General features: G+C 44.9%; 27 protein-coding genes. 15 read left to right on the forward strand and 12 right to left on the reverse strand.

What is annotated here, in order from left to right; genetic code table 11:
• Nucleotides 1–14 precede the first annotated feature (14 nt).
• From secY to rplQ, 7 genes are all read left to right on the forward strand, one after another.
• Nucleotides 15–1,349 (forward strand): preprotein translocase subunit SecY, encoded by a 1,335-nt coding sequence (secY, locus tag N646_RS12270; protein ID WP_005379562.1) that lies wholly within the window; start codon nt 15–17, stop codon nt 1,347–1,349.
• A 38-nt stretch (nt 1,350–1,387) separates the two neighbouring features.
• Complete coding sequence (rpmJ, locus tag N646_RS12275) at nt 1,388–1,501, forward strand: 50S ribosomal protein L36 (RefSeq protein WP_000868186.1); 114 nt, start codon at nt 1,388–1,390, stop codon at nt 1,499–1,501.
• Between the two features lie 149 nt (nt 1,502–1,650).
• Nucleotides 1,651–2,007 carry a 30S ribosomal protein S13 gene (gene rpsM, locus N646_RS12280; RefSeq protein WP_005383154.1) on the forward strand — a complete coding sequence of 119 codons (357 nt, stop codon included), beginning with the start codon at nt 1,651–1,653 and terminating at the stop codon, nt 2,005–2,007.
• Between the two features lie 18 nt (nt 2,008–2,025).
• The gene (rpsK, locus tag N646_RS12285) at nt 2,026–2,415 is read left to right on the forward strand and encodes a 30S ribosomal protein S11 (RefSeq protein ID WP_001118870.1); all 390 of its coding nucleotides are present in this window, start codon (nt 2,026–2,028) and stop codon (nt 2,413–2,415) included.
• Between the two features lie 27 nt (nt 2,416–2,442).
• On the forward strand, nt 2,443–3,063 hold the full coding sequence (gene rpsD / locus N646_RS12290; RefSeq protein ID WP_005383146.1) for a 30S ribosomal protein S4: 621 nt from the start codon (nt 2,443–2,445) through the stop codon (nt 3,061–3,063).
• 24 nt (nt 3,064–3,087) lie between these two features.
• A complete protein-coding gene (locus N646_RS12295; RefSeq protein ID WP_005383143.1) occupies nt 3,088–4,080 on the forward strand; it encodes a DNA-directed RNA polymerase subunit alpha in 993 nt (330 codons plus the stop codon).
• 26 nt (nt 4,081–4,106) lie between these two features.
• Complete coding sequence (rplQ, locus tag N646_RS12300; RefSeq protein ID WP_005383141.1) at nt 4,107–4,487, forward strand: 50S ribosomal protein L17; 381 nt, start codon at nt 4,107–4,109, stop codon at nt 4,485–4,487.
• Nucleotides 4,488–4,622: 135 nt separating this feature from the next.
• On the opposite strand, the gene N646_RS12305 is transcribed toward rplQ, so the two are convergent.
• Nucleotides 4,623–5,102, reverse strand: a complete 480-nt coding sequence (locus N646_RS12305; protein WP_017820297.1) for a DUF2780 domain-containing protein — start codon at nt 5,100–5,102, stop codon at nt 4,623–4,625.
• Between the two features lie 153 nt (nt 5,103–5,255).
• The gene (locus N646_RS12310; protein WP_005383137.1) at nt 5,256–5,876 is read right to left on the reverse strand and encodes an FKBP-type peptidyl-prolyl cis-trans isomerase; all 621 of its coding nucleotides are present in this window, start codon (nt 5,874–5,876) and stop codon (nt 5,256–5,258) included.
• A gap of 232 nt (nt 5,877–6,108) precedes the next feature.
• On the opposite strand from N646_RS12310, the gene N646_RS12315 reads away from it, so the two are divergent.
• Nucleotides 6,109–6,705, forward strand: a complete 597-nt coding sequence (locus tag N646_RS12315; RefSeq protein WP_017820296.1) for a LysM-like peptidoglycan-binding domain-containing protein — start codon at nt 6,109–6,111, stop codon at nt 6,703–6,705.
• 91 nt (nt 6,706–6,796) lie between these two features.
• Here N646_RS12315 and N646_RS12320 read toward each other — a convergent pair whose 3' ends face one another.
• On the reverse strand, nt 6,797–7,258 hold the full coding sequence (locus tag N646_RS12320) for a GNAT family N-acetyltransferase (RefSeq protein WP_017820295.1): 462 nt from the start codon (nt 7,256–7,258) through the stop codon (nt 6,797–6,799).
• A gap of 142 nt (nt 7,259–7,400) precedes the next feature.
• Here N646_RS12320 and dbpA point away from each other — a divergent pair, with 142 nt between their 5' ends.
• The gene (dbpA, locus tag N646_RS12325; protein ID WP_017820294.1) at nt 7,401–8,780 is read left to right on the forward strand and encodes an ATP-dependent RNA helicase DbpA; all 1,380 of its coding nucleotides are present in this window, start codon (nt 7,401–7,403) and stop codon (nt 8,778–8,780) included.
• Between the two features lie 54 nt (nt 8,781–8,834).
• Here dbpA and N646_RS12330 read toward each other — a convergent pair whose 3' ends face one another.
• Complete coding sequence (locus N646_RS12330) at nt 8,835–9,413, reverse strand: Crp/Fnr family transcriptional regulator (RefSeq protein WP_017820293.1); 579 nt, start codon at nt 9,411–9,413, stop codon at nt 8,835–8,837.
• A gap of 97 nt (nt 9,414–9,510) precedes the next feature.
• Nucleotides 9,511–11,472 (reverse strand): 2',3'-cyclic-nucleotide 2'-phosphodiesterase, encoded by a 1,962-nt coding sequence (cpdB, locus tag N646_RS12335; protein WP_017820292.1) that lies wholly within the window; start codon nt 11,470–11,472, stop codon nt 9,511–9,513.
• A 275-nt stretch (nt 11,473–11,747) separates the two neighbouring features.
• Between cpdB and cobA the strand changes: the two genes are divergently transcribed.
• From cobA to cysC, 5 genes are all read left to right on the forward strand, one after another.
• Complete coding sequence (cobA, locus tag N646_RS12340; RefSeq protein WP_017820291.1) at nt 11,748–12,623, forward strand: uroporphyrinogen-III C-methyltransferase; 876 nt, start codon at nt 11,748–11,750, stop codon at nt 12,621–12,623.
• Nucleotides 12,624–12,682: 59 nt separating this feature from the next.
• On the forward strand, nt 12,683–13,591 hold the full coding sequence (gene cysD, locus N646_RS12345; RefSeq protein WP_005379592.1) for a sulfate adenylyltransferase subunit CysD: 909 nt from the start codon (nt 12,683–12,685) through the stop codon (nt 13,589–13,591).
• A gap of 18 nt (nt 13,592–13,609) precedes the next feature.
• A complete protein-coding gene (cysN, locus tag N646_RS12350) occupies nt 13,610–15,040 on the forward strand; it encodes a sulfate adenylyltransferase subunit CysN (protein WP_017820290.1) in 1,431 nt (476 codons plus the stop codon).
• Between the two features lie 250 nt (nt 15,041–15,290).
• Nucleotides 15,291–17,015 (forward strand): SLC13 family permease, encoded by a 1,725-nt coding sequence (locus N646_RS12355; protein ID WP_017820289.1) that lies wholly within the window; start codon nt 15,291–15,293, stop codon nt 17,013–17,015.
• Nucleotides 17,016–17,039: 24 nt separating this feature from the next.
• Nucleotides 17,040–17,657: an adenylyl-sulfate kinase gene (gene cysC, locus N646_RS12360; protein ID WP_017820288.1), complete on the forward strand. Its 618-nt coding sequence runs from the start codon at nt 17,040–17,042 to the stop codon at nt 17,655–17,657.
• An 89-nt stretch (nt 17,658–17,746) separates the two neighbouring features.
• On the opposite strand, the gene N646_RS12365 is transcribed toward cysC, so the two are convergent.
• The 7 genes from N646_RS12365 to N646_RS12395 all read right to left on the reverse strand — a co-directional run bounded on the left by N646_RS12365 (nt 17,747) and on the right by N646_RS12395 (nt 23,375).
• Entirely contained in the window at nt 17,747–18,652 is a 906-nt protein-coding gene (locus N646_RS12365; protein ID WP_005379599.1) for a TIGR03899 family protein, read from the reverse strand.
• 322 nt (nt 18,653–18,974) lie between these two features.
• Nucleotides 18,975–19,469 (reverse strand): DUF3299 domain-containing protein, encoded by a 495-nt coding sequence (locus tag N646_RS12370; RefSeq protein WP_005379600.1) that lies wholly within the window; start codon nt 19,467–19,469, stop codon nt 18,975–18,977.
• Between the two features lie 4 nt (nt 19,470–19,473).
• On the reverse strand, nt 19,474–20,733 hold the full coding sequence (locus tag N646_RS12375) for an ABC transporter permease (protein ID WP_017820287.1): 1,260 nt from the start codon (nt 20,731–20,733) through the stop codon (nt 19,474–19,476).
• On the reverse strand, nt 20,730–21,458 hold the full coding sequence (locus N646_RS12380; protein WP_017820286.1) for an ABC transporter ATP-binding protein: 729 nt from the start codon (nt 21,456–21,458) through the stop codon (nt 20,730–20,732). The genes N646_RS12375 and N646_RS12380 overlap by 4 nt, the downstream gene beginning before the upstream one ends.
• A gap of 52 nt (nt 21,459–21,510) precedes the next feature.
• Nucleotides 21,511–22,164, reverse strand: coding sequence for a zinc uptake protein ZrgA (gene zrgA, locus N646_RS12385; RefSeq protein ID WP_017820285.1), 654 nt, complete (start codon nt 22,162–22,164; stop codon nt 21,511–21,513).
• Between the two features lie 133 nt (nt 22,165–22,297).
• Nucleotides 22,298–22,597 (reverse strand): DUF2607 family protein, encoded by a 300-nt coding sequence (locus N646_RS12390; RefSeq protein ID WP_005379608.1) that lies wholly within the window; start codon nt 22,595–22,597, stop codon nt 22,298–22,300.
• A gap of 226 nt (nt 22,598–22,823) precedes the next feature.
• Nucleotides 22,824–23,375, reverse strand: a complete 552-nt coding sequence (locus tag N646_RS12395) for a YtfJ family protein (protein WP_005383122.1) — start codon at nt 23,373–23,375, stop codon at nt 22,824–22,826.
• Between the two features lie 215 nt (nt 23,376–23,590).
• On the opposite strand from N646_RS12395, the gene N646_RS12400 reads away from it, so the two are divergent.
• Complete coding sequence (locus N646_RS12400; protein ID WP_017820283.1) at nt 23,591–23,791, forward strand: DUF1107 domain-containing protein; 201 nt, start codon at nt 23,591–23,593, stop codon at nt 23,789–23,791.
• Nucleotides 23,792–23,857: the final 66 nt, after the last annotated feature.

The following is a 23,857-nucleotide window of genomic DNA, read 5'->3' on the forward strand; positions in this document are numbered from 1 at the left end:
GGAACGAGGTACAGATGGCTAAGAAACCAGGACAAGATTTTCGTAGTGCTCAGAGCGGCTTAAGTGAACTAAAGTCGCGCTTGTTATTCGTAATTGGTGCACTTTTAGTATTCCGAGCCGGCTCTTTTGTGCCGATTCCTGGTATTGACGCTGCTGTACTTGCCGATTTGTTCGAACAGCAAAAAGGTACCATCGTTGAAATGTTTAACATGTTCTCCGGTGGTGCTCTTGAGCGTGCATCTATATTAGCATTGGGCATCATGCCGTATATTTCGGCATCTATTGTTGTCCAATTGCTAACTGTAGTTCATCCAGCGTTAGCTGAACTCAAAAAAGAGGGTGAAGCAGGCCGTCGTAAGATAAGCCAATACACACGCTACGGCACGCTTGTACTTGCAACCTTCCAAGCTATAGGTATTGCAACTGGCCTACCAAACATGGTCGACAATCTGGTTGTTATCAACCAAACCATGTTTACGCTAATTGCTACCGTAAGTTTAGTAACCGGTACCATGTTCTTGATGTGGTTAGGTGAACAAATTACAGAGCGCGGAATTGGTAACGGTATTTCGATACTGATTTTTGCAGGTATTGTTGCTGGATTGCCTTCTGCAATCGGTCAAACAATCGAGCAAGCGCGTCAAGGTGAATTGCATGTACTTCTTCTGTTGCTAATCGCGGTATTAGCTTTTGCAGTAATTTACTTCGTTGTTTTCATGGAACGTGGTCAACGCCGAATCGTCGTTAACTATGCGAAACGTCAACAAGGTCGTAAAGTGTTTGCTGCGCAAAGCTCGCACTTGCCTCTTAAAATTAACATGGCAGGTGTAATTCCAGCGATTTTTGCATCAAGTATTATCTTGTTCCCAGGAACATTGGCTCAGTGGTTTGGTCAAAACGGTGAGAGCAGCGCGTTCGGTTGGTTAACTGACGTGTCTTTGGCTCTTAGCCCTGGTCAACCGTTGTATGTAATGCTTTATGCAGCAGCAATTATCTTCTTCTGTTTCTTCTACACGGCGTTGGTTTTCAACCCGCGTGAAACAGCAGATAACTTGAAGAAGTCTGGTGCATTCGTACCCGGTATCCGCCCAGGTGAGCAGACAGCGAAATACATTGATAAAGTAATGACACGTTTAACCCTTGCTGGTGCACTGTACATTACCTTTATCTGTCTGATTCCCGAGTTCATGATGGTCGCGTGGAACGTACGTTTCTACTTCGGCGGTACATCGCTACTAATCGTAGTTGTTGTAATTATGGACTTTATGGCACAGGTACAGACTCATCTGATGTCTCAACAGTATGATTCTGTGTTGAAGAAAGCGAATCTGAAAGGCTACGGCCGTTAATCCGGCGGTAGACTCAGTTTCATTTACGGAGTTTAGCAATGAAAGTTCGTGCTTCCGTTAAAAAAATCTGCCGTAACTGTAAAGTAATCAAGCGTAACGGTGTCGTTCGCGTGATTTGCAGTGAGCCAAAGCACAAACAGCGCCAAGGCTAATTAGCAGAAATTTTTACTTGAAAATGAAGGTTGGGTCGAGTATATTCCTCGGCCTACCTTTTGCGTGCAAAAGAAGTAGTATTCCGCAGCGTATCCATAACGGGCTTTGCTGCGGCTAATTCTTTTATAGAAACACTTAGGAGTGAATAATGGCCCGTATAGCAGGCATTAACATTCCTGATCAGAAACATGCAGTAATCGCTCTAACAGCGATCTACGGCATCGGTAAAACTCGCTCTCAAGCTATCCTAGCTGAAGTGGGTATTGCTGAAAATGTTAAGATCAGTGAACTAACTGAAGAGCAGATCGATCAACTGCGTGATGGTGTAGCTAAGTACACTGTAGAAGGTGATCTACGTCGTGAAGTATCTATGAACATCAAGCGTCTTATGGACCTTGGCTGTTACCGTGGTCTTCGTCATCGTCGCAGTCTACCACTACGTGGACAGCGTACTAAAACCAACGCTCGCACCCGTAAGGGTCCGCGTAAGCCGATCAAGAAATAATCGGGAAGGTAGAGTACAATGGCTAAACAACCAACTCGCGCTCGTAAGCGCGTACGCAAGCAAGTTGCAGATGGCGTTGCGCACATCCATGCTTCTTTCAATAACACAATCGTAACCATTACTGACCGTCAAGGTAACGCTCTTGCATGGGCTACTGCAGGTGGTTCTGGTTTCCGTGGTTCTCGTAAGTCTACTCCGTTCGCTGCACAGGTTGCTGCTGAGCGTTGTGCTGAAATGGCTAAAGAATACGGCCTAAAGAACTTGGAAGTTATGGTTAAGGGTCCTGGTCCAGGTCGCGAATCTACTGTTCGTGCACTAAACGCCGCTGGTTTCCGCATCACAAACATCGTTGATGCTACACCAATCCCTCATAACGGTTGTCGTCCACCTAAGAAACGTCGCGTATAACGTTTCTAGGACAATTGGAGAAGAATCATGGCAAGATATTTGGGTCCTAAGCTGAAGCTTAGCCGTCGTGAAGGCACTGACTTATTCCTTAAGTCTGGTGTTCGCGCGATCGATACCAAGTGTAAAATTGATAACGCACCAGGTGTACACGGCGCTCGTCGCGGTCGTCTATCTGAGTATGGCGTTCAGCTTCGTGAGAAGCAAAAAGTACGTCGTATGTACGGCGTTCTAGAAAAACAATTCCGTAACTACTACAAAGAAGCTGCTCGCCTAAAAGGCAACACTGGTGAAAACCTACTTCAGCTTCTTGAAGGTCGTCTTGATAACGTAGTTTACCGCATGGGCTTTGGTGCAACTCGCGCAGAAGCACGTCAGCTAGTTAGCCACAAAGCTATCCTAGTAAACGGTAAAGTTGTAAACGTTCCTTCTTTCAAAGTAGCGGCTAATGACGTTGTTTCTATTCGCGAGAAAGCTAAACAGCAAGCTCGTATCAAAGCAGCTCTAGAAGTTGCTGAACAACGTGAAAAACCAACTTGGATTGAAGTAGATGGTGGCAAGATGGAAGGTACATTCAAGCGTATGCCTGAGCGTTCTGATCTATCAGCTGACATCAACGAACAATTGATCGTCGAGCTTTACTCTAAGTAAGGTTTAAACTAAAGAGAGGACACAATGCAGGGTTCTGTAACAGAATTTCTTAAGCCACGTCTAGTTGACATCGAACAAATCAGCTCGACTCACGCAAAAGTAACTCTTGAGCCATTAGAGCGTGGCTTTGGTCATACTCTGGGTAATGCACTTCGCCGCATCCTTCTATCTTCTATGCCAGGTTGTGCTGTAACAGAAGTAGAAATTGAAGGCGTACTTCATGAGTACAGCACGAAAGAAGGCGTTCAAGAAGATATTCTTGAAATTCTTCTAAACCTTAAAGGTTTGGCTGTGCGCGTTGCCGAAGGCAAAGATGAAGTGTTCATTACTTTGAACAAATCAGGCTCGGGCCCTGTGGTTGCAGGTGACATCACCCATGATGGTGATGTAGAGATCGCTAACCCTGAACACGTAATTTGTCACCTAACGGATGACAACGCTGAGATCGCAATGCGTATCAAAGTTGAACGTGGTCGTGGTTATGTTCCAGCTTCTGCGCGTATCCATAACGAAGAAGACGAGCGTCCTATCGGTCGCCTACTAGTAGATGCTACTTACAGCCCAGTAGACAAAATTGCCTACGCTGTAGAAGCAGCTCGTGTAGAACAGCGTACTGATCTAGACAAGCTTGTTATCGATATGGAAACAAACGGTACTCTAGAACCTGAGGAAGCAATCCGTCGTGCAGCTACTATCCTAGCTGAACAATTGGATGCATTCGTAGATCTTCGTGATGTACGAGTTCCTGAGGAGAAGGAAGAGAAGCCAGAATTCGATCCGATCCTACTGCGTCCTGTAGACGATCTTGAACTAACAGTTCGCTCTGCTAACTGTCTGAAAGCAGAAGCGATTCACTACATCGGTGATCTAGTACAACGTACTGAGGTTGAGCTACTTAAAACGCCTAACCTTGGTAAAAAATCTCTTACTGAGATTAAAGACGTACTTGCGTCACGTGGTCTGTCTCTGGGCATGCGCCTAGAAAACTGGCCACCTGCATCAATCGCTGAAGATTAATCGATACTAGTTAGAAGGATTAGGTCATGCGCCATCGTAAGAGTGGTCGTCAACTCAACCGCAACAGCTCACATCGCAAAGCGATGTTCAGCAACATGGCTAGCTCTCTAGTACGTCATGAAGTTATCAAGACTACTTTGCCAAAAGCAAAAGAGCTACGTCGCGTAGTTGAGCCTTTGATTACACTAGCTAAGACTGACAGTGTTGCTAACCGTCGTCTAGCATTTGCACGTACTCGTGACAACGAAGTAGTTGCAAAACTATTTAACGAACTAGGTCCACGTTTTGCTGCTCGTCAGGGCGGTTACACTCGTATCCTAAAAGCTGGCTTCCGTGCTGGTGATAAAGCTCCAATGGCTTACATTGAGCTTGTAGATCGCCCAGCTGCTGAAGAAGCTGCTGAGTAATCAGTTCGTAAGAACGAGAAAGCCGAGCATTAGCTCGGCTTTTTTGTATCTGTAATTCAGTAAACCTTTATATCCAGCCTGCATTTATTTCAACCCATGCAGACTGGCAATTTAAAAAGTGATTATCACTTACGCTTATTTACTAGTATTCCACAATCCGCCCAACGAACTTAGAAGCCCTTCGCTAGCGCCTTGCTTGTTCAAGTAATCCAAGATGACTGGAGCAAACTGACTGATCATAGATGGGTCTAAACCTAACGTATCGAATGCACTTTTGACTGCACTGATATTCTCAATATTTCCTAGTAAGCTTTGTGCTCCTTGCAAGTTTGAAAGTCCAGGAATCAAAGACTGTAATTCACTACTATTTTCTTGCGAAAGCTGGCTTTGAGCCAAAGCGAGTAGCGCACCACTGCCTCCGGCTGCTTGCTCAGTGGATACTGGTAATTGGCTAGTTAGCATGTCTGTTAATGGAGATGACTCGGTGTTCAAGCTGCTGCCGACCATGTCCATCAGGCCACTTTCTTTACTTTTTTGAGTGACTGAATCTAAGAATGCGTGCGCACTACCAATGTTGATTGATAGGAGTGCTAGAGTTAGGAGTGTTTTACGCATAGTACCTCCAAAGGTTGAGCGTTTTTTAAAAGTGATTTTATTTTTAAAGGCTATCAGAGTGAAAGGTTCAGAGGTGAGAAAGTCTATTCAGTTTAGACAAAAAAACGGCGCTAGTGCGCCGTTTTATTTAATCATAATTGAAAATGGTTTCAATTAGATAATATCTAATAGTTCTACTTCGAAAACTAAAGCTGCAAATGGAGGGATAGCCGCACCAGCGCCACGCTCACCGTACGCAAGATCTTGTGGTACGTATAGCTTCCACTTAGAGCCAACAGGCATTAGTTGTAGTGCCTCTACCCAACCTTTGATTACACCTGTAACAGGGAATTCAGCAGGTTGACCGCGAGATACAGAGCTATCGAATACAGTACCGTCAGTTAGCTCACCGTGGTAGTGAACGCGAACTGAGCTTTCTGCTGTAGGAACTGCACCAGTACCTTCAGAAATGATTTCGTACTGAAGACCAGAGTCTAGAACGTTAACTTCAGGTCGTAGAGCGTTGTCTTTTAGGAACGCTTCGCCTTCTGCTGCCGCAATTTTTGCTGCTTCTTGGCGAGCTGTTTCTGCACGAGTGTGAAGTTCTTGTAGTGCTTTGTTGATTTCATCAATTTCGATTGATGGCATGTCACCAGTTAGTGCTGTTGCAATACCCGCTGCGATAGCATCAACGCTAAGACCTTCAAGACCAGAGCCTGCAAGTTGCTGACCCATTTGCAGACCAATGCCGTAGCTTGCTTTTTGTTCTGCAGTTTCAAATTTAATTTCAGACATGAATGTCGCTCTTATTAGGAGTGATAAAGGTAACAGGATATCAGTTTCGAGCTTAGGTTTAAATGATTGCGACTGAATGCTTAATTGAGGCGGCCAGGTTGTGACTTATCTCTTACTCCAAGTGAAATTTCTGCTAATTTAATCCCAATTCCATTTTAGTTTGGTGAAAAACATATACTCTCCGCGTCGGTATTTTTATACTGACCGTAGAAGTATTAAGGGACTCATTACAATGAATCGTCGCAGAAAGAAAAAGCAGCAAGTCGACTATGTCGAATTGGTTAAACAAAAATTCGCTGCTATCGACTGGAAGCAGCCGTTCAACAAAGAGCAATGGTTGGAGCGTATACAGCCTGTTAAGCAGTTTTGGTTGCGTCTGCCTAAATTTCATCAGCGTGCTTTGATGGTCTTAGTGCCATTGATTCTGGTACTCCTTGTTATTCCTTTGCCAAATAAAACAGATCAACCAGTTGAGCAGACTGAGGTCGATCATCAACGCGTAGCGATTGAGCTGAACGCGCAGAGTTTAAGCCAGCAGAGAACCTCTCAGAACTCTGGACCGAAATCTGAAGACTGGAAAGAGTACACGGTTAAAAATGGTGATACATTAGCGCAGGTTTTCAGAAGTAATCAGCTCTCTATGGCGGATCTTAGCGCTCTAGTCAAAATAGAAGGCAGTGATAAGCCGCTAAGCCAAATAAAGCAGGGACAGTTGATTCGCTTTAAGCTTAGTGACGAAGGCGAGTTAGATATGCTACAGCTGGAAAAAAGCGGGCGGTCCGTTATGTTTTTCCGTTTATCGGATGGGACCTTTGGACGTAACAAGTAAACGCTTCAAATGAAAAGACGCGAAGATATAGCGTCTTTTTAGTTAGTTTTTCATAGCGATTAGTTTTCATAGTAACCAATCGAGTTGAAGCTTATAGCGCTACGGATTCTTTCCGCATATCCACATGAGGGATACCATCTTCAAGATAGCACTCTGAGATAACCTTGAATCCATGACTAGCATAAAACTGGATGAGGTGTTCTTGAGCACCTATATCTATTGTCTGTCCTGGCCATAATGTTTCGCATTGTGCCAAGGCCTTGTCCAATAATTTATGACCTAAGCCACCGCCTCGCGCGGTCTGCTTTGTCACCACTCGACCAATACTCACATTGTCATACGTAGTGCCTGCGGGCAGTAATCTTGCGCAAGCAACCAGTTCATCACCGTGATAGCCTATTAGATGATAAACGCCTTCCAGCGTGTCCTTACCATCAAGTTCAGGGTAAGGGCAGGTTTGTTCAACAACGAATACATCCACACGCAATTTCATCATTTCATACAGCTGCGTGGTTGTTAGCTGAGCAAAGGGCAAAGTAATCCAAGTGAGCATGTTGTTATCCGTAATGAGAATAGAGTGACTGACTTTACTTTGTTTTGAGCTCATACTCATTAACAAAGGTTAATTAGCACTGGTTTTCCCACCAAATCTGGTGATAATGTGCCCTCTTTCCATCTCACCTGAGGATATCCCCGTGAGCAAACAAACATTCGATCAAGTTGGGCTTAACCCAGCGTTACTCGCCACACTTGATTCCCTGAACTATACCCACATGACGCCAATTCAAGCTTTGAGCTTGCCTGCAATCCTAAAACATCGTGATGTCATCGGGCAGGGTAAAACGGGCTCAGGTAAAACCGCTGCATTTGGTTTAGGGGTTTTATCGAACCTCAACGTCAAACGCTTTCGTGTCCAGTCATTAGTATTGTGTCCAACACGTGAGCTTGCAGATCAAGTAGCGAAGGAAATTCGTACTTTAGGTCGCGGCATTCATAATATTAAAGTGCTTACTCTCTGCGGTGGGATGCCTATGGGGCCACAAATTGGTTCGTTAGAGCATGGTGCGCATATCCTAGTTGGTACTCCTGGTCGTATTTTGGATCACCTTGAAAAAGGCCGAATTGATCTTAGCGAACTGAATACCTTGGTGCTAGATGAAGCTGATCGCATGTTGGACATGGGTTTCCAAGACGCATTAGATGCAATCATCGATGCAGCGCCAAAGCAGCGTCAAACTCTACTTTTCAGTGCTACTTTTCCAGAAAAAATTGAGCAAATTGCGCAGCGTATAATGCAGACACCGGAAGTGATTAAGGTGGAATCGACGCATGATACTTCAAGCATTGCGCAGTACTTCTATAAAGTTGAAGGCTCGGAAGCGCGTGATGAAGCATTGGCGAATTTGCTGCTGACTCACCAACCAGAGTCCGCGGTTGTTTTTTGTAATACCAAAAAAGAAGTGCAAAGTGTCGCAGATGAGTTGCATCACAAAGGATTCAGCGTTATCGATATCCATGGGGACTTAGAGCAGCGTGAACGCGACCAAGCATTGGTGCAGTTTGCTAACAAGAGTGTGTCTATCCTTGTTGCAACAGACGTTGCGGCGCGTGGTTTGGACGTTGATAATCTTGATGCTGTCTTTAACTTTGAGCTATCGCGCGATCCTGAGGTTCATGTGCACCGTATTGGTCGTACAGGTCGTGCGGGTAGTAATGGTTTAGCGTTTAGCTTTTTTGGTGAGAAAGACGGTTTACGTGTAGCTCGTATTGAAGAATACCTAGAGATGGACGTGGTACCAGCAACATTGCCTGCCAAATCAAATCAGCAGCCATACCAAGCGAAAATGGTGACGATTAACATTGATGGCGGTAAGAAACAGAAAGTACGACCGGGTGATATTTTAGGTTGTTTGACAGGAAAAAATGGTATTCCAGGCTCTCAAGTCGGAAAGATTCACCTGTTCCCTGTGCGCGCTTATGTTGCCGTCGAAAAGTCTGTAGCTAAAAAGGCTCTACAAACCATTAGTAACGGCAAGATGAAAGGGCGCCAGTTCCGGGCGCGAATTCTTAAATAGCTCAAATAGCAGAGAAAAAGCTCTTCGTTTGAAGAGCTTTTTTCTTTTTTGAGTTTATTTGAGAGTGTGATCTTTGGTTAAGCGTGCTTTGATTCGACTCAAACTGATTGGCGTAATGCCCAGGTAGGCCGCAATTTGACTATCGGTAATACGTTGCTTTAAATCTGGGTAATGAGCGCAAAATAATTGATATCGTTCCTCTGGAGAGTAGAGCAACATAAAGCGTTCTTTGTTCTCTTTATTAACCAGTTGGTTTTCGAGTAGCTTTAAGTAAATGGCGTGCTTTTCTGCTCGCCAGTGATGCAACGTTTCAATTGGCAAGCAAAATAGCTGACAAGCGCTCAGCGTTTCCAATAAGTAAGGCGAAGGTTGGTCCTTTATTATGCTCTCAAACCCGATAACCCAGTCCTTCTCCCAATAAAATTCTTTACTGAATTCTTTGCCGTGCTCAGTAAGATAGCTTGCGTGGCATAGCCCCTCAATGATGAAGTAAAGGTGTGAGCTAAACTCCCCTTGGTGATTAAGAATGTGGCGTGTAGGCAGTTCGAGCAACTCACCATTTTCAATAAGTTGGTTTGCTTCTGTCTCTAAAAAGCCATGTTTGACTAAGTCTGAAAAAAGATCGCTGTGCATGTGATAACTCAGAAACGGTTTTCTTTATTTTAACGGGTTTTATTGATAACAAAAAAGCGGCTCATGAGAGCCGCTTAGTGTTGCTGTCAAATCAACCTTATTTATTCAAATCGATTTGATAAATCGCGAAACCAATGTCATCTGTTGACACGCGCTTCATTGGGTATTGTCCTTTCTCTTTGATGAATTGCGCCGCTTTATCGCTAGGGGAGGTTTCGAAACGAATATCTAGCTTGTTATCGGACTTAATCGGTGCGAAAGACCAGTTGTTGTCAGCGCTTGGTGTCACTTCTCCTTTTTCTTCACTCACGCGAGAAATATAAGTGGCGACGACAGAGCGGTTTTCATCTGGTGCGTCAAATGCAATGAAATCTGGGCCTGTACCAGGGAAAGTATTGCTATAAGCACGGTAGTTATTGGTTGCGATGATGAAATCTTGCTTCGGATTGACAGGCTTACCATTGAACGTCAGGTTCACAATACGCTGAGAATCTGGATTAATCACTTTACAATCCGCATCGTACTTCGGCGGTTGGGTAACGTCGATTTGGTAGTTAACCCCATCAATAACATCGAAGTTGTAAGTACGGAAATTATCCCAATCAATCAAAGATTGCGGTTTAGGATTGTTGATGTCGATGTGGTTGAATTGACCCGCACTGCACTCTAGCCATTCGCGAACTTCTTTACCTTTCACTTTCATCGCAACCAAGGTGTTTGGATATAAGTAAAGATCGGCCGCATTACGGAAGGTGAGCTGACCGGATTCTACTTCTGTAAAGTTATTCGGATCGTTCTTACGACCGCCGACTTTAAATGGTGCTGCCGCACTCAGTACTGGAATGTCAGAAAGGTCTGGGTCGCCTTGAATAAAGCGTTCTACGTAGTCTTTCTGAGCAAGGTTAACGATTTGAATGGTGGGGTCGTCCTGCACTAATGCCAAGAAGCTGTACATGACATCACTTGCTTTGCCGATTGGTTGGTTTACAAATTCACGAGTGCCTTTGTGATCTTCTTCTAACGCTTTCACAATATCTGCATCGGCTTTAGCTAATGACTTCTTATTTACTTTATCGAAGATAGGGCGTGCTTCTGCTTGGCCTTCGACGACTTGCCATCTGCCGTCTTTCTCTTTCAGCATCAAATCCATCACACCTACATGACTTCCCCAGCGACCAGGCATCACTGACGTTACACCATTGATGGTCCCTTTATCTATATCAACACCAGGTAGGTTTGCGAAGTCTTTCCCTGGGAAGACGGCGTGAGAGTGACCAAAAGCAATCGCATCAATACCTTCAACTTCTGTGAGGTAGTAAACAGAGTTTTCTGCGCCTAGTTTGTATGGATCAGTAGAAATGCCCGAGTGTGGAATCGCCACAATCACGTCTGCGCCTTCTTTCTTCATTTGAGGAATCAGTTTCTCTGCTGTTTCCTTAATGTCTTTAGCAAAGACTTTGCCTTCTAAGTTCTTCTTATCCCACACCATAATTTGTGGTGGTACAAAGCCGATGTAACCCACTTTTATTTGATGCGCTTCGCCGTTTGTGTCTTTAAATGTGTGAGTTTTGATGAGGTAAGGCTTGAAGTAATGCTCACCGGTTTGTTTATCAAATACGTTTGCGTTGATGTAAGGGAAGTTTGCCCCCTTCAACGTCTTTTGTAGAAAATCTAAGCCATAGTTGAACTCATGATTGCCAATATTGCCCACATCGTAGTCTAGCTGGTTCATCGCTTTGTAGACTGGGTGCACGTCGCCGGGATTAATCCCCTTTGCCGCCATGTAATCGCCCATTGGGCTGCCCTGAATTAAATCACCGTTATCTACTAGTACCGTGTTTTCTGCCTCGGACTTAGCTTGTTTCACTATTGTTGCTGCGCGACTTAAACCGATTTGCTGTGATGGTTGGTCTTTGTAGTAATCGTAATCCATCACGTTGGTGTGAATGTCGGTGGTTTCGATAATACGAAGCTTGATGGTATCGGCCATTGCTGGGCCAGCAAGCGTTAGCATGCCGCTTAATACTGCGAGGGAAATAGGATGAACTGCCACTTTCATTTGGTGCTCCAATTCAATGATAAGGGGAAATCGTACTGCGTAATGTATCAAACACAGATGCAACTTGATGATAAAGATACAGAAAACTGTGAACATTAATCAGTTTACTGAACCTTATTCATATTAACCGCCGACTTTTTCACGCTTTTGAATGAGACCAAACAAAAACTTCTTAGCAGATTTTTGAATAAAAAATGAAATTTTAGAATTTCAGGTAATATAAACGCCCCGCCATAATGCTTGCATAACGATATCAATGGACGATGAGCAAGCACATGGCAACGAACGATTCAGTCACTTCTTTTCCTAAACCAAAGCCCCGGTTAGTTTCTGACAACCCAGTCGCTGGTGTTACTCGTTTTGCAAAGCAATCGCTACAGCCTGGTGAAGTCGCCTTAGTAGGTGCAGGACCAGGCGATCCTGAACTTCTGACGGTGAAAGCACTGAACTGCTTGCAGCAAGCTGACGTGGTTTTGTACGACTACTTGGTGTCTGAAGAAATCATGGCATTGATTCCAAGCGATACGATTTTAGTGTGCGTTGGGAAGCGAGCTGGGCATCACAGTGTGCCGCAGGAGAAGACGAATCAGCTTTTGGTGGATTTTGCCAAGCAGGGCTACAAAGTAGTGCGCATTAAAGGTGGTGATCCGTTTGTATTCGGTCGTGGTGGTGAAGAGTTAGAAGTGCTTGCAGATGCTGGCATTCGTTTTCAAGTTGTCCCTGGCATTACCGCAGCAGCTGGCGCAACCGCTTATGCTGGTATTCCACTGACTCATCGTGATTATGCGCAATCGGCCATCTTTGTGACTGGCCACTTGAAAGAAGAAAGTGATGAGATGGATTGGTCCACGTTGGCGCGTGGGAATCAGACTTTAGTGATCTACATGGGGCTGATGAAATCACACTATATTCAGAATCAACTCATTAAGCATGGCCGTTCAGCGTCGACTCCGATTGCCATTATTGAGCGTGGCACGCAGATTCAACAAAAAGTATTTACGGGAGAACTCTCCCAACTCTCTGATTTATCGAAGGAAGCACAATCGCCATCTTTGATTGTTGTCGGAGAGGTAGTGCGACTGTCTCAAAAGTTAGACTGGTTTTTGTCTAGTACTGAATTCAACAAAAGTGCTATTGCCAACTCCATATAATTTCAGACCAAAGATTAGAGACGTAATGCGCCTTCAAGCTTAAAAAGGAAATACAAAACATGGACCAACAACGTTTAACTCACCTTAAACAACTCGAAGCGGAGAGTATCCACATCATCCGTGAAGTTGCGGCTGAGTTTGATAACCCAGTCATGATGTATTCGATTGGTAAAGACTCATCAGTGATGCTGCACCTTGCGCGTAAAGCTTTTTACCCAGGTAAGATTCCATTTCCATTGCTGCATGTTGACACCGATTGGAAGTTCCGCGAGATGATTGAATTTCGTGATCGCACCGCGGCCAAATACGGTTTTGAGCTTTTGGTACATAAGAATCCAGAAGGTCTAGCCATGGGCTGTAGTCCGTTTGTTCATGGTTCTTCTAAGCACACTGACATCATGAAGACTCAAGGCTTAAAACAAGCGCTGAACAAGTACGGTTTTGATGCGGCCTTTGGTGGTGCGCGCCGCGACGAAGAGAAATCACGGGCGAAAGAGCGCGTGTATTCATTCCGCGATAAGAACCATACATGGGATCCTAAAAACCAACGTCCTGAGCTATGGAAGACGTACAACGGCCAGGTCAATAAGGGTGAGAGCATTCGTGTATTCCCGCTGTCTAACTGGACTGAGCTTGATATCTGGCAATACATCTATTTAGAAAACATCGAGATCGTGCCGCTTTACCTCGCGGACAAACGCCCAGTTGTTGAACGCGATGGCATGCTGATCATGGTTGATGATGATCGTATGGAGCTTCAACCGGGTGAAGTGATTGAAGAGAAGAGTGTGCGCTTCCGTACCCTTGGTTGTTATCCATTGACTGGGGCCATCGAGTCTGAAGCAAACACTTTAACTGGCATTATCGAAGAGATGCTGGTGGCAACGTCGAGTGAGCGCCAAGGCCGAGCGATCGACCACGATCAGTCAGGATCGATGGAGCTTAAGAAACGTCAAGGTTACTTCTAAAGGATCTAAGGAAAGATAATGAACAGTGCAGTTGAAGCTCAATTAGCCGAGCTTGGTATCGAAGGCTATTTAACACAACACCAGTACAAGTCGTTACTTAGATTCTTGACTTGTGGCTCGGTGGATGACGGTAAAAGTACATTAATCGGTCGCTTACTCCATGACTCAAAACAAATTTATGAAGATCAGCTAGCGGCAGTGCACTCAGACAGCCAACGTGTGGGTACCACGGGTGAAAAGCCTGACCTTGCGTTGTTGGTCGATGGCTTACAAGCTGAGCGTGAGCAGGGGATCACGATTGATGTGGCTTACCGCTATTTCTCGACGCAGAAACGTAAATTCATCATTGCAGATACTCCTGGACACGAGCAGTACACACGTAACATGGCTACAGGTGCATCGACATGTGACTTAGCTGTGATTCTGGTTGATGCACGTAAGGGCATTCTCGATCAAACTCGTCGTCACTCTTTCATTTCCAACCTGTTGGGCTTGAAGCACTTTGTTGTGGCGATCAACAAGATGGACTTAGTGGATTACTCGCAAGAGCGCTTTGAAGAGATCCGCGACGAGTATTTGAAGTTCTCTGAGAATCTGACAGGGGATATTGATATTCAAATCATCCCGATCTCAGCGCTTGAAGGGGACAATGTGGTGGATAAAGGCCAAAACCTGACTTGGTTTAAAGGCCCATCATTGCTTGAGCTTCTTGAAACGGTCGATGTGGATCAAGAAAAAGGCGCGGGTGAATTCCGCTTCCCTGTGCAATACGTTAATCGTCCTAACCTCGATTTCCGTGGTTTTGCGGGGACCATTTCTTCTGGTTCGATCAAAGTCGGTGATGCCATTAAAGCATTGCCATCGGGTAAAACGTCAACTGTGGCACGTATTGTGACATTTGATGGTGATATCGAAGAAGCTCGTGCCGGATTAGCTGTCACTCTGACGCTAAGCGATGAGATCGATATTAGCCGTGGCGATTTGATTGTTCTAGATAATGCTCAAGTGGAAACCACAAACCATTTGCTTGCCGATGTGGTATGGATGACAGAGCAACCCCTGCAACCGGGTCGTGACTATGACATCAAAATCGCAGGTAAGAAAACCGTAGGTCATGTTGAAGCGATTCGTCATCAATATGACATTAATAATCTCTCGACTCATAGCTCGGCAGAGCTGCCATTGAATGGTATTGGTTTGTGTGAATGGTCTCTTAATGAGTCAGTCGCGCTGGACAATTATCAAGACTGTGCAGATACCGGTGGCTTTATCATTATCGATCGTCTGACAAACGTGACGGTTGGTGCTGGCATGGTTAAAGAGAGCCTCGCCGTGGTTGAGCGCGATTTGACGGGCATCTCTGCGTTTGAAGTTGAGCTTAATGCGCTTGTCCGTAAACACTTCCCACACTGGGAAGCAAAAGACGTCAGCCAGTTTCTGAAAAAGTAACTGGCTCACCCAAGTACGATAATTTCAGGCACTGTTTGCTGTTGTACTTGGGGTGTCGCTACCTAACTGAATTGCGAAATGTCGTTAGGTATTCTCCTAATACCAGAATGCTTCGGTGGAGCCCAAGAAACCGAGCATTCTGATGTTCTTTTCGCTTGCGCTGATTTTTGTCTGTTTACTCGTTTGTCGGTGATTCATGGATAAATGAGTCGTTGTTGTGCCCTTTAGGGCTATTTGGTAAGGAAAGGCTATGTGGGAACAAGGGTTTGTGTTAGCGATTTTGCTTGGCATTATCACTTGCTTGCTTGTCACGAAAATTAAGCCTAGTTATGTCTTTGCGGGTGCCGCTTTTATTGCATTCATGGCTGGGATGATGGATTCAGCCACTATCGCATCCAATTTTACCAACTCTTCATTGTTAACCCTGGTTCTATTGATTCTTGCATCCTGTGCTCTAGAAAAAACACTGCTGATCAGTTGGGTGAGCCGAAGTATCTCTGAGGGCCAGTTAGGCAGCGTGATTGCTAAGCTCGGTGTGTCGACCGCCTTGCTTTCTTCATTTACGAATAATACCGCTGTGGTTGTCTCATTGATTGGGGCGATTAAGCGTAATCAGCAGCATGCACCTTCGAAATTACTTATTCCCTTGTCTTACGCCGCCATTTTTGGTGGCACGTTAACTTTGATTGGTACGTCGACTAACTTAATCATCAACAGCTTTGTCGAAGACGCAGGCTTACCGAGCCTGAGCTTTTTTACACCTACGATGATAGGTTTGGCTGTGCTGGTGGGAGGGATGCTGATTCTTATCCCGCTCAGCTACTTGCTACCGAATTATGATGATCAAAACCAAGAAGATTTACCTTACTTTCTTGAGTCTCGCGTTGAGCCTGGATCACCGCTAGTTGGGCGTACGATCAGCGAGAATAATTTACGTGCGCTGCGCAAACTGTTTCTTGCAGAAGTGGTGCGCGATGGTGTTACTGTTTCTTCTGTGGGACCGGATTTTGTGCTCAACGCAAAAGACCGCCTGTTATTTTGTGGCGATGTTGAGAGCGTCGCGACCCTGCAAGAAATTCCGGGCCTCAAGTTGTTTGGTCAGCAGCACTTAAATGGGCAAAACTTTATCGAAGTTGTGGTGAGCTCGTCGGCGACGTTTTGCTACAAAACCCTCAAAGAGAGCCGATTCCGCGACCGATTCGATGCCGTTGTTGTGGCGATTCGCCGAGGCCACGAACGCCTAGAAGGTGGCTTGGGTAGTATTACCTTAGCGCCAGGAGACACGTTAGTTCTGGTTCCAGGAAAGCGTTTTGAGTCTGAACGCCGAGCTCATCGTAAAGAGTTTGTTTTAGTGCATGACTTGGACTCTAGCGCTCGGCTTGATACGAATAAGTCTTCCATTGTATTACTGGGCTTTGCAGCCGTAATTGGATGCGCTCTATTAGAGTTAGTGCCGATTATTAAAGGTCTAGCTGTGTACCTTATCGCGCTTATTGCGTTTGGTATTGTGCAGATTTCAGAACTGCGCCGCCGTTTTCCGATCGATATCGTCGTGATTGTCGGTTCCGCTTTGTCTATTGCTCAACTGATGATCTCTTCTGGATTGTCAGAAAGAATGGGAGTGATGTTTATTGAAGCGTTTAATGGCTGGGGAGTATTTGGTGCCTTGGTGGCGACTTATATCATGACATTGGTACTCACTGAATTGGTGACAAACAATGCCGCGGCTGCGCTTTCTTTTCCTATCGGCTATAGCATGGCGGTGGGTTATGGCGTGGATCCGATGCCATTCATCATGGCGGTTTTGTTCGGCGCGAGTGCGAGCTTTATCTCTCCCTACGGTTACCAAACTAACCTGCTGGTGTACAGCGTAGGAAATTACAAATTGACCGACTACGTGAGAATTGGAGTGCCAATTTCGATTGTGTACTCTGTATTAGTACTTACTTTGATCCCGGTCTTTTTCCCGTTTTAATTCCGATATTTACAAGGATACGTTATGACTGCCGAAACGACGGTAAAAGATGAAAACATTGTTTGGCACCAGCATTCGGTTGATAAACAGTTTCGTGCTGAATTAAAGAAGCAAAAACCTGCCGTATTGTGGTTCACTGGTTTATCTGGAGCGGGTAAATCAACCGTAGCAGGGGCGTTGGAAAATCGCCTTGCAGCATTGGGTTACCACACCTATTTATTGGATGGTGACAATGTACGGCATGGTTTGTGTAGCGATTTAGGTTTTTCTGAACAGGACCGTCGCGAGAACATTCGTCGCATTGGTGAACTGGCGAAGTTGATGGCAGATGCGGGTTTAATTGTTCTGTCGGCGTTTATTTCACCGCATCGTGCAGAGCGGAAGTTAGTGCGCGATTTATTGCCAGAAGGCGAGTTTATTGAAGTGTATGTCAATGCATCTCTAGAGGTTTGCGAAGGTCGAGATCCTAAGGGTTTATACCGTAAAGCCCGTGCGGGAGAGATTCCTAATTTCACTGGTATTGATTCGGAATATCAAGCGCCAGAGTACCCTGAAATCGATTTGCCCGCAGGAGAAAAGAGTGTCGAGGAGTTGGTGGATTTGTGCTTAATCGATCTTAAACAACGCGGTGTGATCCGATAAAAAAGCATGTAGATCATAGGTGACCTAAAGCTCTTTGAGCGGCTGGAGAAGTATTTGGATCATAGGTGGTCAAATGCTTCTCCAACTGGCTAGACAGTATGATGAACCGTACTTTTAGCTTCACTATGGACACTAAATCTATGATTTAACAGTGCAAGCATTTGATCGTAGTATTCGGCATGTGGTTTGTTTCCGAGCAAGGTACAGAGCTCATTGCCTGTGGGTGTGAAGCGGTAATATAAAAGGCGGACACCTTTACTGTTTACGTTCAGCGACAAGTTTTTACCTTGGTAGGTGAGGACCAACGGTGTCTCGATACTAATTTCGCCAGATTCAAGTTCGGCACTGTGAAGCAGCCCTAATTCAATTAAGAGCAACAAGCTTGAATACGGCAGTTGAAAACTTCCCATATTTAGGCTGTTGGCGACGTCTCGCTTGCCGAAGCTAAATATGCCTCCTTGCGCTTTGTAACCAATCAGCAGTTTTCTGCTGTGATCCCCTCCAAAACTGCACGCTAAAGAGGCGGCTCTTTGCAGAGTTTGTGCTTCCTTTGGTGACATATCTTTGAGGGTTTTCAACGCTTTCATGGATGTTGAACCCGGATTGGTCACTTCACGCTTCATCACTTGAGCCCATAGCTTTTGCATCGCGCTGTTATGGATGTCTTGAGCCATCTCAAAAAATCGATGCAACCAATCTTGGTCTGGCTCTCCCGCTGTCTCATCTCGGCATGAACTGTGCGCTAATTTTAAAATCTGTTCTAAGTTTTTTTGTCGCTGTTCTTGGCGTCTTTGCTCTCGCAATTGGGCTCTTTCAAACGCAGATTTGGCTGGCGGTTCGGTTTGCAGTAAGGCGTCAAGACCGTGTATTTGGGCTATGGTTTTTACCTTACTAGCACTGTCTTTTATGTAGCCTTGTTTCTTTTCTTGTTGCGTATTTTTTTTTGTGTCTGACTGATGTTCGATGACAACAGGTTGCTTTGTCGGGTCTGCCATTCGTTTTCCTACCAAGAACTGCGCGGTTCGCACGTTTAAATTTACACCTTATCTGACCAAGCGACCAGACAGGAGTTCTCAGTTTTTGAACGAATAGGGCTATTCAAAATGATAATGAGTTGTTAAAATTGTTATCGTTATTTTGGAGGGGCTATGAAGTTCTCAGAAGCAGGTAAACTCAAAAAGCACCTGTCGATAGCGTTTCTTTTGGTTATTTATGTGGGCGTATTAGCGTATTTATCTCGTTATATCGTGTAGCACAAAGCTAAAAAAGGCGCCAGTGTGACGCCTTAGGTGTAGCGAGGCTTATCGACGACTTAAATTACATATCGTCGTAGGCTTCTATTTCTGATCCCTCAATAACGTAAGCCGTTTCTGCCAGTTCGTGGTTTATCGTCTCGGTTTTCAACGTTCCAACCACATATATGACATCCCACAACTCTTGAACAGGCGCGCCTTTCGGAAACTTCACGTAAATGATCTGGTTTGGAGGCGGTGGTGGCACGTGAATACAAGCTCCAAAATATGGCACCAATAAAAATTCGGTGACGGTATCGGCATCACCTTCAAGTGGGATAACAAACCCCGGAATTTTAACTTGGCTTCCGTTCAGTTCTGGTCGAACGTTACCAATCTTGGACTGCTGGGCTGCACCACCACTGTGATCAGATGCGGGCATGCCTATACTGTCGAACAATTTACGCTCTTTTTCTGGAACAAGGTCAATCCAGTCAAGCTTCAATGGTTCTTCGCTGGCCATAACAGGCGCTGTGAATGCGACGACCAGCAAGCAACTTGCGAGTATTTTTTTCCACATTTTATTAAATCCTTATTGTCATTCCGTCACTCAGTGACTGTCGGTAGGCGCGGAGTGCGGGAATGAAACCAATCACAATACCAGCGCATTGTACGAAACCTAATAGCATCCACTCATAAGTAGATAAGATGCTTAAGGTGAGATGTATTCCATAGTGCTGTTGGATGATCGGCTGCGCGATAGCAAGAATGGCATACAGCCCAGTAACGCCAGTAATAATACCAGCAGCAGTAAGCAAGCTGGCTTCACTAATTAAGAGTGAGAAAACATGACGAGGCCTTGCTCCCATGGCACGCAAAATCGCCATTTCACGGCGGCGTTCCTGTAGGCTAGTTAATAGACTGCTTAACATACCTAACAACCCTGCGATCACGACAAAACCAGATACTGCCATTAGGGCTTGCTCTGCAACCGACATCATTCCCCATAACTCATGCAACGCAACGCCGGGCATAATGGCGCTGAGCGGCTCTTTGGGGTAGGTGTTAATTTGTCTTTGCAGGGCGAAAGTTTGAATACGAGATTTCAAACCAACGAGCATAGCGGTAATTTGTTTGGGCTGAAAGTCTCTGTTTTTGAGATCTTGTGCCTTGGGTGTCGGGCCCAAACGCGCACCACTTTCCCATCCGACGTGAATGGCTTCGATGGCTTCCAATGATACATGGACAGTTTTGTCGACTGGTGTTCCTGTAGGTGCAAGGATACCGACAACTTTAAATGGCAGATTGTCATGACGGCTAAAGCCAACGTCGCTAATGCCGTGGGCAATGATGATTTCGCTACCGATATCATAACCAAGTTGTTTAGCGACATCAGAACCTAGCACGGTTTCAAATAAACCATGGAATTCTCTACCCTTGCTAAATGTTAGTGGTTGCTTACTTCCAAACTTGTAATGCTCAAAGTAACTGTGATTGGTTCCCATAACTCGGAAGCCTTTATGCGAGTCGCCAAGCGAGATTGGAATAGCCCAATCGACTGAACGATGATTGGCAAACTCTTGGTAGCTTTTCCAATCGATGTTGTTGGTCGCATTACCAATACGAAACACAGAATAGAGCAATAGGTTCACTTGCCCAGAGCGTCCACCAATAATGAGGTCAGTGCCTGAAATTGTATTGGCGAAGCTATCCTTGGCTTGAGTTCGGATACGCTCGACGCCCAAGAGGAGTACCACTGAAATCGCAACGGTCATGATGGTTAGAATTGCCGTCGCTTTGCGGTTCATCAAGCTTTTCCAGGCGAGCTTTACAACAGCACTCATGATATGGCTCCTAGGCTAGATACTTGATTAATGTCGGGTAGATTGAGCGTGCGATCGAATAAGGGTTCGAGTGTTGGGTCGTGGCTAACGAATACCAGTGTGGCATTGGCTTGATTCGCTTGCTCCATAAGGAGCTCAATAAATGCTTTGCGATTGTCATAGTCTAAAGCTGAGGTTGGTTCGTCAGCGATCACTAACTCTGGATGTCCTATCAGAGCTCGAGCCGCAGCCACACGTTGTTGTTGACCAATACTCAATTCAGAGACAGGGCGTGTATGAAGCTCGTTTGGCAGGTGCAGTCGTTCTAGTAGGGCCTGAGCCTGTTCATTTAACGTTTGAGATGAGGCACCTAAATGGGCACGGTCACGTCGTATTTTACTGAACTGACATGGCAATAATACGTTTTCAAGTACGTTAAGGTACGGCAATAAATTGAACTGTTGAAAGATGTAGCCAATATGATTGGCGCGAAAGCGGTCTCTCTGACTGGCACTTAAACTAGCAAGGTCAGTATCGAGTACAGATAGAGAGCCTGAAGTTAATGTGTTAATCCCCGTCAACAAAGCGAGCAAGGTCGATTTACCGCAGCCACTTGGACCTTTGATAAACACATGCTCGCCTTGTGTAATGTGTAATTTAGGGATGTGGATGGTTGCGTTGATTGAACCGGGCCAGAAAAATTGGGCATCCTCTAGCTCGACAACATTTGGTGTGGTTTCAGTCATATTAAATCACCAAAGCTTTGGCGTGTAAGTAGGTACTTACACGCCACTCGTGTTATTTGATTACGATTTGGGTGTTATCTTTGCTTAATTTAATTGCTGATTGCATGGTATCAGTGAATATATTGACGCTGATGGACTCTGTAGTTGGGAACTGGTTAAACCAATCGGTTTGGATTTGGCTAAGCTGATTAACTTGTTCGCAACTGAAGCGATATTGCACCGAAAATTCACCGTGACCGCCATGATCGTGCGCCTCATCATGATCGTCATGGTGGTCATGTTTATCATGATGTTCATTATGATCATGGTGTTCGTGCCCTTCATGATCGTGATGTGCATGGTCATCATGGTCGTGCTCACTATGATCATGTTCCTCATGAGTTTCGCTTAGGTTGTGGCTCACGTAAGCTTCTTCAACATTACAATCAGCTTGTGAGTTAATAGCGAACAATGCGTTGCTGTCTTCGAGTGTAGCGACGGCTTGTTTAAGCGCTTGCTCTTGTTGCGCGTTTTCTGGAGCATGTTCGAAACCCACAACATCAGCTCCAGGAGCTGTAATCTCTACTAACAGATCTTTGCCATCTTGGGCGATATTAAACTCGACGTGACCATGCACATGAGCACCATGCTGGCGGTATTCGTTTGCATTCGCTGCTGTCGATAAAGTGAGGCCAATAGCAAGGGCTAAAACGTGTTTTGATGACATTGTATTTTTCCTAATTTTACTGGCATTAACCAAAGGCGGTATTGCTCAGATTCGAGTTTCACTAAGTTATTGTTCCTGACACACTAGGTGCGGAAATGAACTCAATAATTTTGAGTGTGGAATAGTTTGGAAATTAAGCAAAATAAGGAGGGGCACGAGCAGCGCCAAGAACTTCTTCGCCGTACACGAGATGCAAAAAAACATGATGATGCTGGGCGCGCGTAAAAGTCGGTGTAGAGAGGGTAGGTTGTACCTTTGCTATACCGTGCTGAACACCAGAAAATAGTTGGCAATGATGATGGGTATGATGGTCGGGCGTCAGATCGACTTGATGAAGTACAACCGCAAAGTTCCAAGCGATCAGCAACGCAACACTGAAAAATAAAGCAGTGCGATACCAATATCTTAGTGTTTTTTGCTGGTGGTGGTACATCTGAGCTCCTCTTACCGACTGTTATAATATAACACCCATAATGAATAAAAGTTCACTCTTTTGTTGGCTAGCAGAAAAATTTAACTCCACACATGCGTGCCGAAAAATATTGGTAATACTCTCTGTGGAAGTGTCGCACTTATAAAGAGCAGAGTTATCACTGCCCATGCTTCTAATCAAATTCATATAGCTCCTTACAACAAGAATAAGGAGCCATTCAATGAAGCTAGATGTTCTGTTTAATAAGCTCAATGACTTTTGTTATCTCATCTTGCTCAAGTGCGCCCTCTTTGACAAACAGAACTTTGCCCGTTTTGTCTTGAACAATAATGGCCGAGCTTTCTTCTTTCAGGTCCCAAGTATTAGCAACTACGCCATTTTCATCAAGAACCATGGATGACCAAGGAAACTCTTTTTTGCTGTCTTGAGCTGAAGACTTCACGAAAGAGCCTGTCCCCCAAATTGCATCATCTTGGTTGATGATAGTCGTCGTCTGGTAGCTTTCTTGTGGAAAATTTGCCGCTGTTATTGCCGACATTAAAGGGGCATTCATCTCTTTTGAACTGCTACGGCCTGCGATGGCTTGAATAACACGAACTTTGCCTTGCATATGTTGAGTTGCCCAGGGTTGGTATGCAACGCCTTCGCCTTGTAAAACAATCTCGCCGTAAGCGGCAACATTGACAGGAGGAACGCTTTTACCCACTGACAAGTTGTGTGCAAAGGTCAAGCTTGGCGTTAAGGCCAGTAGTAGAGGTAGGAGAGTCTTAGTTTTCATATTGTTATATTCCGTACGAGGTTTGGAAGCTTCCAGTATATATCCAGATCTTAGAAATTTGTAGGACCGTTGATAACATTTATTTAACGTATGGAGTGGTGTAATCTTGCGTTATATTTAGAATTTGCTAAAATGATTTCCGTCGCAAATTGCGCATTAAGATTGCAGAGGAAAAATAAGCAATCCGTGTTTTCTCAAAGGAATTGAGGTGAGTTATGCTACGTGAGTTTGCTGTATATCGACCATTACAAGTGGCCCGTTTTGTTAAAACGTTGTTCAAAGGTCAGTTTTTTATTGTTGGGGTTGGCTGTTTTAAGTTCGACAATGGCAAAGTGTTACTACCTGACGTCAACGATCATAAAAGGCTCACCATCTTTAAAGAAGTCAACCAAGTGATAGCATCATTATCGGCTTAGTTAGCTTGGTACCCACTTAGATTTAGAAAAGAGCGACCATATCGGTCGCTCTTTTTGTTGCTGGTT

The organism is Vibrio alginolyticus NBRC 15630 = ATCC 17749 (assembly GCF_000354175.2).
In the GTDB taxonomy this organism is placed as follows: domain Bacteria; phylum Pseudomonadota; class Gammaproteobacteria; order Enterobacterales; family Vibrionaceae; genus Vibrio; species Vibrio alginolyticus.